The following is a 13,729-nucleotide window of genomic DNA, read 5'->3' as shown; positions in this document are numbered from 1 at the left end:
CCTTAATCTTCTTTATGTCCTGTTTTGTGATGCAAACGTGAAGACTCTTTATGATCATGCATTTTGACCTTGTGATGCTTGTGTTCATCATGCTCATGACGATCATCATGAGTCTGTTGTGGATGCTTATGCCCAACAGGATCACCACCATGTTGAGTGTGTGGGTGGCTCTTCTCATTCTCACGATATTCATGGTGATCTTTATTATGTTTATGTTCATGACCATCGTCGTAACGATGTTCCATTTTTTCATGCTCAAACTCAGCAGTGTGCTGAGTACCATGGTTAGTCTGTGCGTGCTCATCGTTATGTGACTTACTCATTGATTGATTCTCTATAAGCTAATTTAGGTCTCTAAATTACGCCGATGAGCATTTAAAAACGTGACCAAAGTCACATGAATTAACACGTGAAACATTAATTATTATTTTCCTAATAACCGGCTGCAACTCATTACTGAGTTCAATTTGAAAAGTTCACCATTAAACGAATTCAATTATCCAGCTCCTAAATCAATTAAGTATTCACTTTTGCTAAATAAATAATGGTATGTAGTTTACAGAAAACTGATACAAACTCAGTTAAAACTGAGTTAAGTAGCCGTTAATATTATTATTTACCGATTAAACCTTAAGCAATTAAACACAATAAAGTGAATTATTAGTCATATTTATAGCATATTTATTGATTTAATTTCATATGAGCTTATAGTCATTGCCAATTGAGTAATTTAATGATGAGAATTGAAAATGAAGAAGTCGATACAGAGTTTAGGTAGTTTGGGGCTAGCCAGTGTTCTGATGTTAACAGGCTGCAGTAAAAGTGATGACGTCCTTGTTGTGGGCACCAATGCTTCATTTCCCCCGTTTGAATATGTCGGCGGCGTCAGTGGTGATGAAATTAAAGGTTTCGATATCGATTTAGCTCGTCAGATTGCTAAAGATGCAGGTAAGACCCTCAAAGTTGAAAATATGAAATTTGACTCACTCATTGTCGCGCTAAAAGCAGGTAAAATAGACATGGTGGCCTCAGGGATGACTATCACACCTGAACGCCTGGCTAGTGTGAACTTTTCTGAACCCTATTATGAAGCAACTCAGGTCGTGCTCGTTAATAAAGATAACGACAGTATCAAAAGCATTGACGATCTCCATGGCAAACACATTGCCGTGCAGTTAGGCGCTACTGGCGATATTATGGCTAAAAATTACAGCCAAAAAGTGACCGCTTTCAATACCGGTTTTGAAGCTGTCATGGAATTAAAAAACACCAAAGTCGATTTAGTCTTGTTTGACAGCGAACCCGCTGCAAGCTTTTTAAATATGAACCCCGAGCTTAAAATCATTGAACTCGATTTTGAACCTGAGTTTTATGGATTTGCTGTTACCAAAGATAAAACAGAGCTGCTTAACAGCATCAACACCACCCTTAATGCAATGAAAACCAATGGCGAGTTTAATGCCCTTATCAACAAGTACATGAAGTGAGCAGCAGATGATTGATGCAATAAACGCTTCTTTATTTACCCCCATTGGGGAAGATGGATTAATCGGTATTTACCTCATTTTGAATGGTTTGAAAGTCACGCTGATTGTGACCTTCTTTGCCATGATAATCGGCTCGATTCTTGGAGTCGCAACCACCTTATTGAAGATGTCTCCTAAATGGTACTTGAGTTGGCCAGCGCATTTTTATGTCAGTGTGATCCGTGGTACACCGGTCGTGATACAGCTTGTTATCCTTTACTTTATCGTCCTTGCCTCTTTCGATGTGGATAAGATCACAGCGGCAATTATCGCCTTTGGCCTCAACAGTGGCGCTTACATCTCTGAGATCATTCGTGCAGGGATCCAAGCGGTCGATAAAGGCCAAACAGAAGCAGCACGATCGCTAGGATTATCACACTGGTCAACAATGAAGGAGATCATACTGCCTCAGGCCATTAAGAAGATCTTACCCTCTTTAGGCAACGAGTTTATCGTATTACTCAAAGAAACGGCCGTCATTGGTTTTATTGGTGGCGTAGATTTGATGCGGGCTGGAGAGATTATTCGTAGCCGGACATTTGAAGACAGTGTGCCACTACTTACCTGTGCACTGATCTATTTACTACTGACGTACATCTTCACCTTTATGTTGTCCAAATTCGAAACGAGGCTAAAACAAAGTGATTAAGATTAATGATTTACATAAGAGCTTTGGCGATAACCAAGTATTAAAAGGGATTGATGCGCACATCAATCATGGCGAAGTCGTGAGTGTAATAGGCCCGTCTGGCAGTGGGAAAAGTACTTTTTTACGCTGCATAAACTTGCTTGAACAGCCAACTCTGGGCGATATACTCATTGATGATCAATCAATCACAGCTACCGATGCCTGTGTCGATAAACTCAGGCAAAAAGTCGGCATGGTATTTCAAAACTTTAACCTTTTCCCCCATAAAACGGTTAAACAAAACATCATGCTTGCGCCTGTAAAGCTCGGCTTAATGACAGCGCAACAAGCTGAAACTGAAGCCAATATGCTACTTGAACAAGTAGGACTGAAAGATAAAGCCAGTGCCTACCCTTCAAGTCTTTCGGGCGGACAAAAGCAAAGAGTCGCCATTGCCCGTGCACTGGCAATGAAGCCAGAACTCATGCTATTTGACGAACCGACTTCCGCGCTCGATCCTGAGATGGTTGGCGATGTACTTGATGTCATGAAATCACTCGCTCAGAAAGGAATGACCATGGTCATCGTCACCCATGAAATGGGCTTTGCACGAGATGTGTCTGACAGAGTTATATTTATGGATGGTGGCGTTATCGTAGAGAGCTGCGAACCAGAAATACTCTTTAGTGCACCTAAACAACTTAGGACTCAGGAGTTTTTGAGTAAAGTACTCAGGTAAAAATTAAGCTTACCTAATCAAACGCCCTTCTGACTATTCTGCGAACAATAGTGAGGGGCGTAAAATATGAATTTAGGTTCAAGTTTAAGTATTTCTTTGCCAAACAAATAATTTTACTCAGCTTCCCAGGGGGAGCAAATATCAATTAAGCAACCATTAGGGTCTCTAACAAGAAATCTGCGTTGTCCATAAAACTCATTACGAGGCTCTTGAATTATAGGGAGGTTCATCTCTAGAGCTTTGTTGTAGACAACATCTACATCTTCAACAACAAAAGTAACGTACATGCCATTTGGCGTATTTTGATACTCTTTGGGAACCAGAGCATGATCACGTTGAATAATACCATATTCAATCTCTGAGTCATTTGGTGAGCAAAGCTGAACGTACCAATCACTATCATACTTCACCTTAAAACTAAGCAGTCCCACATAAAAATCTTTACTCTTTTGTAAGTCATCAGAACATATATTGGTCAGTATTCTCATCATTTCCTCTTTATTCAGGTAGCGTACAAGCCTATAAAAAATTCTAAGATAGACTCACTACCATCAACATTAGACTCGCGCTGTGTTACTTAAACTAATAAATTAGCCAAGAATAAACAAAGTAGCAACTGCACGTGCAATAGCAAAAGACTAGCGTACTAATTGGATGCAATTACCGAGAAAAGTATAACAATTACAGACTAAAAATCATCATTAAGGCTTAGTATAAATGATTAAAATGAAATAGATTTATTGACGACTATAGGCATTTTGAGTGCCGCTTTCACTGCTAGCGCAGGTAAGCAAAATCAGTGGATTCTAGAGTACACCTACATGTCAGGCTCAACGGTTGTTGGTGAACAGGTCATAAATCAATGTACCGGTACGGTTTTTAATTCAGGCCAGATAACAAGCAGTAAAAGATTAGTCTCCAGTGAACCTTGTGGTTACGACAATTCCGATAACCGTTAATCAAGTCATTTAAGCTACAGATAACAAATTTAAGACTCACAAAACAATGGTTTTTACCACATAGAAATAACCTTGATTTCATTGTTATTTCTATGACTTACAACTAGCTTTTCATCCTTTTAAATTTCTCCCTATACTTTGCAGAATAAAATGTCTTCGATAAACAACGTATCATAGTCAATTCCTCACTAATGAAGAATCGAATAGTTCATCAAGTCGGTAATATTGTATTTTCATCTGTTGATTTTCAGGTTCATTATCCACGATATTTGATAATGCAACGCGGCACATCTTGATGGCGACTTGCTTGCCCGTGATCGGCCGATACTTTTTAAGCTTTGGTATCTTACTTATCAATGGTAGAAGCGCACTTGCGAGCTTTTCACCAAGTCGAAAGTCTTTTCGCTCTCCTAACAACAATGAAGGTTGTAGAATACTGGTCTGTGGAAAGTTAAGGGCTATCACTTTTAATTCCAACTCCCCTTTCATCTTTAAATAAGCATTACGACTATTCGCGTTTGCCCCGCTAGATGAAACCAGTAAATAGTGGCTGACCCCGTTGTTTAAGGCTATTTTCGCAGCGCGATATTGATAATCAACATCAACAAGTCGTTGCTGCTTGATAGAGCCTGCGAGTTTAAGCGTTGTGCCTAAACAAGAGAACAAGATGTCGCCTTTGAAAGTATCGACATAGTCCTCTAACTTGCCGAAGTTAACGACTCTATTGGTCACTTTACTGTCTGTATATTCAATAGGCCTACGGGTGATACTAATCACCTTGTCTATCTGTGCCAACTCAGTTAACTGCTCAACTAGCTCACGCCCAACTACGCCAGTGGCGCCCAATACGATTGCTGTTTTTCCTACGGTCATATTAATCACTCATTGTCGCTACTCTGCCGCACCATTTTACTTCAAGTTATTGATTGTACAATAACGAAAGCATCGTAAAGAACATGGCAATCAGTAATTGCTAGATGCAATCTGCTTCGCGAGCTTTGTGACTAACCCTCTCATCTGGGCAACAGAGTCCGAATAACCATCTTGCAGTAAAGGAGCTTCAAAAGAGAATGCTCGGATTATGTTCTGACTTACCTTTACATCTGTTTCTTGCTGATTAATGTACTCATAGTGGCCAGATAAAATGACTTTAGATTGTGCTGTCACGTGAAAATAGTCAATTTGCACCGATAGTTGAGCTTGCAGACCGTCTTTACTCCCTCTAAGTTGAGGTTCTGGTTTGAACTTGAACCTTGTACTTGTCGAATTGAGATCCGATAACAGAGCGTTAAAACTACTGTCAGTTAATGGCTCGGCCCACATATGAAAAGTGGCGTATTCAATTTTATGTTCATTAATCTGCATCACCAAATAAGGAGATTTAAGGTAATCAGCCAAGTGTACCGACAATAAAACAGTGGCCTTCTCACGTTCAATGCTGTCGTTGGGTGTTAACCTTGCTTGATTCATCGCACTGGCTGACACTTGATTATTCAGTATGTAGTAACTGGTACTATTTGGTGCAGAACTACAAGCCGACAAGCTTAAAACCATTGCGATTGTCGAGATAAGGATCATTGTGGCCGCATTACTGGTGCCTACTGTATTCTTCAATTTGAGTCTCATTGGTTAACCTCTGAATATTTTTTCGGCTCTGAATTTTGGATACCTGAATCAAAGATAAGCCCGTTCGGTTGATGCTTTAACTGCTCTAGCAGAGGCTTAAGCTCGTACATCACATCTGAGATACTCTTCATCATTTCCTGCAGCTCCTCATAACCTTCGGACTCGGAAGAGAAGTCTTGACTCAGTAGTGCAACACTTTCCAGTGCGACTCTTAGTTGCTTAACGAGCTCCTGCTGCTTAGCACTCATTAACAACTGATCTAAATTCTGGTTAGTGCCCTGTAAGTCTTTTAATAATGTCGAGGCATTAACCAATGTACCATTGGCATTAGCTGCGATTTTATCTAACGGTAAATCATTAAGCTTATCGACAAACTGGCCCACTTTTTCAGTGATTTGAGAAAACTCATCTCTCACAGTTGGGATCACGTCATGACCTTCATAGGTTTCAAGCTTTTTAATTGGTGGGAGATCAAAATGCTGTAGCTCTACAAATAAGCTCCCCGTCAGTAGATTCCCAGTTTTTAAACTGGCCCGTAAACCACTTTTAACCCAAATCATATTTTGCTTATTCATCAAGGCAATACCCTTGTCATCATCGGGCAGACCGACTCGACCTGGCTGTAGGCTGATAAGCACAGGAATACGCACCGCTTCACTGTAGATGACATCAGGATCTGCAGTGGCCAAATTGACAGAGGAAACCTCACCAATCAACACCCCTCGATACTCTACTGGCGCGCCTACATTTAATCCTCTAATACTGTCACTCACAAATACCACGTATTGTAATGACTTCTTGTAACGCGCGTTACTTGCACTCTGATAATCATCATAAATGTCAAAGTAATCACGCTCGGTTACTGCATTACCCAATGGCATGCCATCGGGAACATCAAATGTAACGCCATTGGTGAGTATGGTTTCAACATTGCCAGTCTTAACAGTGATACCTTCAGCATTAAGGTCAATCGTCAGCCCGCTGACATCCCAAAAACGGGTATTGGTCGTGACTAGCTCATGGTAAGGGGACTTAATAAATACGTTGTAATAGACAACACGCTCTTCGATATTGAAATAAACATCTTCAATTTGACCCACGCTTAAGCCTTTATAGATAATGGGATCACCTTTTGAATAGGCGAACTCCTCATTACTGTTCAGGGTAATATGTAAACCTGGTGTTCCCTTTGGCGTAATTGGCGGCGAGTTTAAAGCGGTAAACTTGTCCTGACTTTCATCTGATGTGCCGGGTGACACTTCAATATACACACCAGAAATTAAGGTCTCTAAACCGGAGACGCCTGAGAGGGATATTTTGGGTGTCACAATCCAAAAGTTACTGTCTTCAACCAACAATCTTTGGGTTTTCTTGGCCATTCGCGCTGTGACGGTCACACCATCACCCTTTTCATTCAGACTAATGGTTTCAACTTCACCAATATTGACGTGTCGTGACTTTATCTTTGTTTTACCGGCTTCCATCCCCTCGGCAGATTCAAAATAGATAGTCACCAGCGGTCCTTGGTTACTTAAATGGTAATATACCATCCAACCGCCAATCAGCAGGGCGACGATAGGCACAAACCAGATCGCTGAAACGGTTTTCACCTCTTTAATCTCGGCGTTAGCTTCGTTATCAAAACCTTGTTCTGTTTTCATAAGTTCTCTGTCTGATTATAAATTAATTTTGGTTCAAAACTCATGGCGGCTAACATCGTCATGATAACGACACCAGAGAAAGCAAAGGTAGCCACGCCGGGGAATATACTCATGGTATTGCCTAGCTGAACTAGGCTTGCCAGAATAATCACCACAAAAATATCAATCATTGACCAGCGGCCAATGAACTCAGCAATTCGATACATCTTCATACGTTGATGCTCTAATTGCCTTGAATGGGTCTGTACACTGTAATTTAACCAGATAAGCACTAATATTTTGGTAATTGGCACCATGATACTGGCAATAAATATCACCATGGCAATTGGATAAGATCCATGATGCCAGAGCAATATAACGCCGCCAATTATGGTACTCGGTTCATCCTGACCTAAAAACCAAGTATTCATTATCGGCAACATATTGGCTGGAATATAGAGAAGAATCGAAGTGATGATCAATGCCCAAGTCTTTTGAATTGATAAGCTGCGATTAAAATCAGTTGCATGTGTTTCTGCAAATTTGGGTTTTAATGCTGAGCTTGTTAAGGCGTTTTTGTTCTTTTTAGCTGTGGAATCTAATGCTTGGTAGAAATAACGTTTATCAATGTGCAGCAGCACCGCTGTCATAGAAACTGAAAACAGAATAAAGGCAAAAAAAGAAGGGCCTAAAATTATCTCGGCCATTGAGATAATTTTAATAAGGCTAACCAAGGTACCAACTAAGAAAATCTCAACCATATTCCACGGCAATAGCTTAAAGATGATATTCATCAGCACATGCCCTTTCGCTGGATAGCGTCCCTGACTGAGAAAAGAGACGATATATATCAAGCTAACAAGTACAAAAACGGGGATAACGAATACGGTAATAATCTCAATGATCGCCAGCGCGCTGTAACCACTATCAATAAGGATAGTAATACTGTCTAACATCTTTATATCATTTTCTAAGCCGTTAGATTTAAATGAAATAAAATTAAATAAGACAGATGCCAGCAGGAAAATAAGTGCGGTAAAAGCAAAAGCAAGAATACGTTCAAATGCATTGGCGCGTTTAGCGGATAACAGGTAACCACAGCGTGGGCAGACTGCTTTTTGATTAATTTTTAAGCTTGGGATCGCGATGTTAAGATCGCACTCATGACAAATTTCAGTTTCATTCGCTAGGCTTGGTTCTGTGTTCTTAATTATCATTAACTTCAATACACCTAATTAAGATTCAAATGGTAACGCTGGATATATAGATGCTTGGTATCAAAGACTATCAAGCACAACTCGGACTATGATCCATGATTTAGAATGACAATATCATAATCATTAGTCAACATACTAAAGGTAGCCATAAAAGAAGACAAAAACACTGCTAAAGAACCTGAGCGGAGTATAAAAATTGAGAATGGCAGCACAATATATGAACTGCCATGACAGATGTATGAGTTTAAAACCGTTAAAGAGTGTTCAGCATTAATACCAATATCTGCGACAACACGGGTTATTGGTATCGTCACCGATAAAAAAAACCTCTTCAACTCATTTAGTGTGGAATATAAGCTAAGCCAAACGGATTGTTTTGCACCGTTATTTCACCTAAATAACTCGGTAACTGCCGACCGGGTATCGTTTGGTACACACTCACCTTATCTTGTGTTGCACCTGAATGCGTCACGTAAATCTTCTGCCCATTTGCCGTCACAGTAATATTATGTGGTGCGCCATAAGGCGTATTGTCGGTATCGATAATGTGTTTTCCTTTGGCATCCAAAGTGTACAGTCCATGTGCACCGCCTTCTGCAATATTGGTCACATAAAGACGACGGCCTAGTGCATATACGCCATGTGCGTTGGGCACATCAAATTGATAACGAGTAGCAAGATTTCGAGTGTTTAACGCCAATACCTCGCCACTATCCTGTGAAGGTACGTACAGTGTATTTCTCTTTAATGGGGAGATAAATAAATGTGGATCTCCTCCCACCTCTTTGCGAGAAAGCTCTTTGTTTCGCTTAATCGAGAGTTTGACGATGTAGTCATTGCCATCTTGTCCATCCACTAAACTGACAAATGCATTTTTCCCCTTATTGGTGATAAACACATCATGGGGTTTAAAACCTTCTGCCAAAAGATCACTGGGTAAAGAAAGAGTATTGATGGCACTCAAAGAGTTGGTGTCGATCACTGTAACCGTTTTGTCGATGTCATTATTGACCAGTAACACCTGCGCCTCTTCTGCTGCCCACATGTGAAAAACACCACTGCCTGTCGGGATTATTTTCAGCAAATTAAAACCGAAGCTATCGTATACAACAATACGGTTATTCGCCCTATCCCCTACATAGAGCCGATTTTCTTTGTAGACTACATACATAGGCTCAGGAATTTGCGCTGCCGCTGGCAGGATCAGCGTATTGACCACATTGTCAGTTTGCACATCGATAATAGATACCGAACCCGACGCCCGATTAGCAACCGCGACAGTGCCTTGATCAACCTCTGTATAGGACGCATTTGCGGCCCCGAGATATCCGCTTCCTAACATTACTGATAGTAAAAGAAATTTTAACTTCATGTTCATTATCCCCATTCCATTTGTATTTTATCTATTTGTATCCATCTTTAGCGGAAAATAGTCATTTCCGAAAAGTATATTCGACTTAAAATAAAGGGGATTTATCACGAAACAGTCACAGCTTTATAAAAAAACAGCGAACAGATCTAATAAGGATTCATTTAGTACAATTGCACTAGTCGCAAGGTATTAGCTTTTTGGGGAAATATTATAAAAAAACTGATTAAATTGGGTAAAAGCAGATGTTCGGATATAAAAAAGTGAGTAATACCAAAAGATATGACTCACTTCTTTCGTCACTACAATAATATTAGTAAAGTAGAGGCTCGCCTTCCGGTCTTGTTTTTAGCACCTTAAGGAACCACATGTACTGTTCTGGATACGCTAAGATCACTTGCTCTACCGCTCTATTGAGTGCTATCGCTTCGTTCTCTTTACCTTGCATCTCATCAGCTGAGATAGCAGGCATCACAGTTAATTCAAAGCGATAGTTCTTTTGATCGTAACCAATCTTAACTGGCATCACCTGCGCATTACCAGCTTGCGCCAAGCGACCCACCACAGGTATTGTGGCTTTAACCGTACCGAGAAAAGGTGCAAACACACTTTTATCCGGACCGAGATCTTCATCGGGAAGGTAGAAAAAACTATTATCATGTTTAAGCTCAGATAATAGTGCTCTTATCCCAGCCTCACGCATGTAAATATTACCGCCCTGACTGCTGCGCATTCGGTTGTTAAACCAGTTGAACAAACCATTACGGTGGGCTTTCGCCATACTTACCATTGGCAAATCTAGGTTTAGCCTTAGCCCTGCATACTCAATCCCCCAAACATGAGGCATGATAAAGATAACAGGCTGCCCAGCTTCACGCGCTTGAATAACGTGTTCAAAGCCGTGCAATCTTACTCTATCTCTTATGTTTGCTTTCGAACGCACCATAAGTTCTGATTGAGCTAATAAAATCATCACAAAGTTTTCAACGTTATCAATAATCAACGCGTCAATTTCAGCCGCTGACTTCTCAGGAAAACAGGTCGTTAAATTGACTCTGGCAACCGAAAGCGGTTTTTTAGCGACTTTCATCACCAACTTAGCAAGCAATCTCGCGATAGGATCACGAAACCAAGCAGGCATCAGGCCAAAGATCACTAAAATTAGGATCCCTACCCATGTCAGCCAATATTTAGGGTGCAGCAAGGAAGCGTGAAAACTTCTATCAAAATACTTCGGCTTTCTCGACAAGAAATTAACCTCTGACGATATAAACAAACTGAAAAAGCCACTCCAAGAGTGGCCTTAACATTTTACTAACTAGCAAATCTTACTTTGCGTTAGCCTCTTCGACTCTGCTCTTCAGCTTCTGTCCAGGTCGGAAAGTTACAACTCGGCGAGCAGAGATTGGAATATCTTCGCCTGTTTTCGGGTTCCTTCCCGGTCTTTGATTCTTATCTCTAAGGTCAAAATTGCCAAAGCCAGATAACTTGACCTGCTCACCACTTTCGAGTGCTTGACGAATTTCTTCGAAAAACGCCTCTACCATCTCCTTAGCCACACGCTTGTTAATTCCAAGTGTTTCAAAAAGATGCTCTGCCATTTCGGCTTTGGTAAGTGCCATACTTTTAATCCCTCAACAATGCGTTGAACTCTGACTTGAGAGTCGAAAGAACTGAATCAACCATCTCAGCTATCTCCTTCTCTTCAAGTGTACGAGTGTTGTCTTGTAATGTAAGTGCTATCGCTAGGCTTTTTTTGCCCGGTTCAACACCTTTACCCTGGTATACGTCAAATAAGTTTATGCCAACCAACTGATTTTGGCCAACTTTTCTTATCATTTTTACAACATCTCCAGCAAGAACTTCATCATCAACTACGATGGCGATGTCTCGACGATTAGCTGGAAACTTAGATACAGTCTGGGCTAACGGCAGTTGCGCATGCAACAAAGCATCGAGTTCCAGTTCAAAAACAATTGTTTTACCATTGAGTCCGAAAGGCTTCTCTAAACTTGGATGAATTGCCCCAATAAAACCGATTACTCTATCATTCCTTAATATTTCAGCACATTGCCCCGGATGTAAAGCCGAATGCATTGCTGATCTAAAAGTAAATTCTTCCTCGGACACTGTCAAGCCGATAATTGCCTCAAGATCTCCCTTAAGGTCGAAAAAGTCGACAGTTTTTGTCTCCATTGACCAATGTTCATCGTTTTGAACACCGGAAATCACAGCACCTAACATCGCCTGCTGACGCACGCCAGAGTCAGCTGTTGCATCAGGAACAAAACGTAATCCAGACTCAAAAAGTCGAACACGATTTTGTTGACGACTTTGATTGTAACCAACAGCACTGAGCAGACCAGTTAGCGTCGATAAACGCATTGCAGACATCTCAATTGAGATTGGATTTGGTAAAATCATGGCTTCAGCACCAGGATGAACCAGTGCTTGCATCTTAGGATCCACAAAACTATAGGTGATAGCTTCTTGAAAACCACGTGCAACTAACATGCTACGTACACGCTTTAAGCTAATGTCTGATTCTTTATGATCAGGCATGCTCAAAGAACCTACAGGTGCAATATTAGGAATGTTGTTATAACCATAGATGCGAGCAACCTCCTCAATCAGGTCTTCTTCGATGGCCATATCGAAACGGTAAGTGGCAGTCACCACTTCCCATGTCTCAGCAGTCGTCACGACAGTAAAACCTAAACGCTCGATAATTTCAGTCACTTCAGCATCGGCAATATGATGACCTAAAATACGATCAAGTTTGCTACGACGCAGCGTGATAGCAACTGGCTTAGGCAAATGCTCATCTGACTTAGCTTCAGCAACCGGACCTGCTTCGCCGCCACAAATATCGAGCACCAAGCGAGTAGCACGATCCATCGCCTTGTGTTGCAGCTCTGGATCGACACCACGCTCGAAGCGATGTGAAGAATCAGTGTGCAATCCTAAACGACGTGTCTTGCCTAAAATAGCAAGCGGGGAGAAATACGCACATTCCAGCATAATATCTCGCGTTTTATTACTCACGCCAGAGAATTCACCACCAAATACCCCTGCGAGCGCTAGAGGCTTCTTTTCATCACTGATGACTAAACTGTCAGCTGGAACGGTGATCTCATTACCATCGAGCAGTGTGAGCTTCTCAGCACCATTACCCATGCGGATCTGAATATCACCTTCAAGCTTTGCAAGATCAAAGGCATGCATAGGTTGACCGAACTCAACCAATACATAATTAGTAATATCAACAATTGGATCGATAGAGCGAATGCCACTACGACGCAATTTTTCTTGCATCCAAAGTGGTGTCGCAGCTTTGACGTTAACGTTTTTAACCACACGACCTAAATAACGTCCACACGACGCTGGCGCCTGTAGATCAATATTCACGGTATCGTCAATAGATGGGACAACTGCTTCCCATGTAGGTTGTATTACAGCTTGGCGGTTTAGTACGCCCACTTCGCGAGCAAGACCGGCCATACCGAGGCAATCTGCACGGTTAGCAGTAAGATCAACTTCGATCACTGCATCATCAAGACTTAGATACTCACGAAGATCTGTTCCTAATGGCGCATCTGATGGAAGTTCTAAAATACCGTCACTTTCAATATTGATACCAAGCTCAGTGTAAGAGCAAAGCATGCCGCAAGATGGCTCGCCACGTAATTTGGCTTTTTTAATTTTAAAGTTGCCAGGAAGGACAGCACCTACCATAGCAACAGCCACTTTAATACCGAGACGACAGTTAGATGCACCACAAACGATATCAATTAGCTCGTCTTCACCAACATTGATCTTCGTTACGCGTAACTTATCAGCATCTGGATGCTGACCGCATTCAACAACTTCACCAATAATGACACCAGTAAATTCACCAGCAACACCTTCGACACCATCAACTTCTAAACCAGCCATGGTGATTTGATGTGACAATTCGTCACGGCTAATGCTTGGATTTACCCACTCACGAAGCCAAGATTCACTAAATTTCATGCTAATACAGC

14 protein-coding genes are annotated in these 13,729 nt (G+C 41.2%); 4 read left to right on the top strand and 10 right to left on the bottom strand.

The features are described 5' to 3' along the window. Positions 1-2: 2 nt before the first annotated feature. Positions 3-323 carry a cation diffusion facilitator family transporter gene (locus FN961_RS06085; RefSeq protein ID WP_143563666.1) on the bottom strand — a complete coding sequence of 107 codons (321 nt, stop codon included), beginning with the start codon at positions 321-323 and terminating at the stop codon, positions 3-5. Positions 324-749: 426 nt separating this feature from the next. On the opposite strand from FN961_RS06085, the gene FN961_RS06080 reads away from it, so the two are divergent. Genes FN961_RS06080 through FN961_RS06070 form a run of 3 tightly spaced genes read left to right on the top strand, consistent with a single transcriptional unit; the run spans position 750 to position 2,893 of the window. Beyond that, complete coding sequence (locus FN961_RS06080) at positions 750-1,487, top strand: basic amino acid ABC transporter substrate-binding protein (RefSeq protein WP_143563665.1); 738 nt, start codon at positions 750-752, stop codon at positions 1,485-1,487. A 7-nt stretch (positions 1,488-1,494) separates the two neighbouring features. Continuing rightward, complete coding sequence (locus FN961_RS06075) at positions 1,495-2,175, top strand: amino acid ABC transporter permease (protein ID WP_143563664.1); 681 nt, start codon at positions 1,495-1,497, stop codon at positions 2,173-2,175. After that, positions 2,168-2,893: an amino acid ABC transporter ATP-binding protein gene (locus FN961_RS06070; RefSeq protein ID WP_143563663.1), complete on the top strand. Its 726-nt coding sequence runs from the start codon at positions 2,168-2,170 to the stop codon at positions 2,891-2,893. The genes FN961_RS06075 and FN961_RS06070 overlap by 8 nt, the downstream gene beginning before the upstream one ends. Positions 2,894-3,006: 113 nt before the next feature. Here FN961_RS06070 and FN961_RS06065 read toward each other — a convergent pair whose 3' ends face one another. Continuing rightward, positions 3,007-3,384, bottom strand: a complete 378-nt coding sequence (locus FN961_RS06065) for a VOC family protein (RefSeq protein WP_221936101.1) — start codon at positions 3,382-3,384, stop codon at positions 3,007-3,009. A 249-nt stretch (positions 3,385-3,633) separates the two neighbouring features. Between FN961_RS06065 and FN961_RS06060 the strand changes: the two genes are divergently transcribed. Beyond that, positions 3,634-3,852 (top strand): hypothetical protein, encoded by a 219-nt coding sequence (locus tag FN961_RS06060; protein WP_143563662.1) that lies wholly within the window; start codon positions 3,634-3,636, stop codon positions 3,850-3,852. A 177-nt stretch (positions 3,853-4,029) separates the two neighbouring features. Here the strand turns inward: FN961_RS06060 and FN961_RS06055 are convergent, their stop codons facing one another. The 8 genes from FN961_RS06055 to pheT all read right to left on the bottom strand — a co-directional run bounded on the left by FN961_RS06055 (position 4,030) and on the right by pheT (position 13,718). After that, positions 4,030-4,725 carry an NAD(P)H-binding protein gene (locus tag FN961_RS06055; protein WP_143563661.1) on the bottom strand — a complete coding sequence of 232 codons (696 nt, stop codon included), beginning with the start codon at positions 4,723-4,725 and terminating at the stop codon, positions 4,030-4,032. Between the two features lie 90 nt (positions 4,726-4,815). Beyond that, complete coding sequence (locus tag FN961_RS06050) at positions 4,816-5,478, bottom strand: PqiC family protein (RefSeq protein ID WP_143563660.1); 663 nt, start codon at positions 5,476-5,478, stop codon at positions 4,816-4,818. After that, a complete protein-coding gene (gene pqiB / locus FN961_RS06045; RefSeq protein WP_143563659.1) occupies positions 5,475-7,139 on the bottom strand; it encodes an intermembrane transport protein PqiB in 1,665 nt (554 codons plus the stop codon). Before pqiB ends, FN961_RS06050 begins: the two co-directional genes overlap by 4 nt. Beyond that, positions 7,136-8,335 carry a paraquat-inducible protein A gene (locus FN961_RS06040; RefSeq protein WP_143563658.1) on the bottom strand — a complete coding sequence of 400 codons (1,200 nt, stop codon included), beginning with the start codon at positions 8,333-8,335 and terminating at the stop codon, positions 7,136-7,138. Before FN961_RS06040 ends, pqiB begins: the two co-directional genes overlap by 4 nt. A gap of 340 nt (positions 8,336-8,675) precedes the next feature. Then, positions 8,676-9,707 carry a YncE family protein gene (locus tag FN961_RS06035; protein ID WP_143563657.1) on the bottom strand — a complete coding sequence of 344 codons (1,032 nt, stop codon included), beginning with the start codon at positions 9,705-9,707 and terminating at the stop codon, positions 8,676-8,678. A 310-nt stretch (positions 9,708-10,017) separates the two neighbouring features. Continuing rightward, positions 10,018-10,953: a lauroyl-Kdo(2)-lipid IV(A) myristoyltransferase gene (gene lpxM, locus FN961_RS06030; RefSeq protein ID WP_143563656.1), complete on the bottom strand. Its 936-nt coding sequence runs from the start codon at positions 10,951-10,953 to the stop codon at positions 10,018-10,020. 79 nt (positions 10,954-11,032) lie between these two features. Continuing rightward, complete coding sequence (gene ihfA, locus FN961_RS06025; protein ID WP_012324697.1) at positions 11,033-11,326, bottom strand: integration host factor subunit alpha; 294 nt, start codon at positions 11,324-11,326, stop codon at positions 11,033-11,035. 4 nt (positions 11,327-11,330) lie between these two features. Further along, positions 11,331-13,718, bottom strand: coding sequence for a phenylalanine--tRNA ligase subunit beta (gene pheT, locus FN961_RS06020; RefSeq protein WP_143563655.1), 2,388 nt, complete (start codon positions 13,716-13,718; stop codon positions 11,331-11,333). Between the last annotated feature and the right edge of the window lie 11 nt (positions 13,719-13,729).

The sequence above is a fragment of the Shewanella hanedai genome (genome assembly GCF_007197645.1).
Classification (GTDB): domain Bacteria; phylum Pseudomonadota; class Gammaproteobacteria; order Enterobacterales; family Shewanellaceae; genus Shewanella; species Shewanella hanedai.
This window is presented reverse-complemented; position numbering and strand designations above follow the sequence as displayed.

Coding starts and splice junctions, on each gene's coding strand:
- FN961_RS06085 (WP_143563666.1), bottom strand. CDS start 323: ATGAGTAAGTCACATAACGATGAGCACGCACAGACTAACCATGGTACT.
- FN961_RS06080 (WP_143563665.1), top strand. CDS start 750: ATGAAGAAGTCGATACAGAGTTTAGGTAGTTTGGGGCTAGCCAGTGTT.
- FN961_RS06075 (WP_143563664.1), top strand. CDS start 1,495: ATGATTGATGCAATAAACGCTTCTTTATTTACCCCCATTGGGGAAGAT.
- FN961_RS06065 (WP_221936101.1), bottom strand. CDS start 3,384: ATGATGAGAATACTGACCAATATATGTTCTGATGACTTACAAAAGAGT.
- FN961_RS06055 (WP_143563661.1), bottom strand. CDS start 4,725: ATGACCGTAGGAAAAACAGCAATCGTATTGGGCGCCACTGGCGTAGTT.
- FN961_RS06050 (WP_143563660.1), bottom strand. CDS start 5,478: ATGAGACTCAAATTGAAGAATACAGTAGGCACCAGTAATGCGGCCACA.
- pqiB (WP_143563659.1), bottom strand. CDS start 7,139: ATGAAAACAGAACAAGGTTTTGATAACGAAGCTAACGCCGAGATTAAA.
- FN961_RS06040 (WP_143563658.1), bottom strand. CDS start 8,335: ATGATAATTAAGAACACAGAACCAAGCCTAGCGAATGAAACTGAAATT.
- FN961_RS06035 (WP_143563657.1), bottom strand. CDS start 9,707: ATGAAGTTAAAATTTCTTTTACTATCAGTAATGTTAGGAAGCGGATAT.
- ihfA (WP_012324697.1), bottom strand. CDS start 11,326: ATGGCACTTACCAAAGCCGAAATGGCAGAGCATCTTTTTGAAACACTT.
- pheT (WP_143563655.1), bottom strand. CDS start 13,718: ATGAAATTTAGTGAATCTTGGCTTCGTGAGTGGGTAAATCCAAGCATT.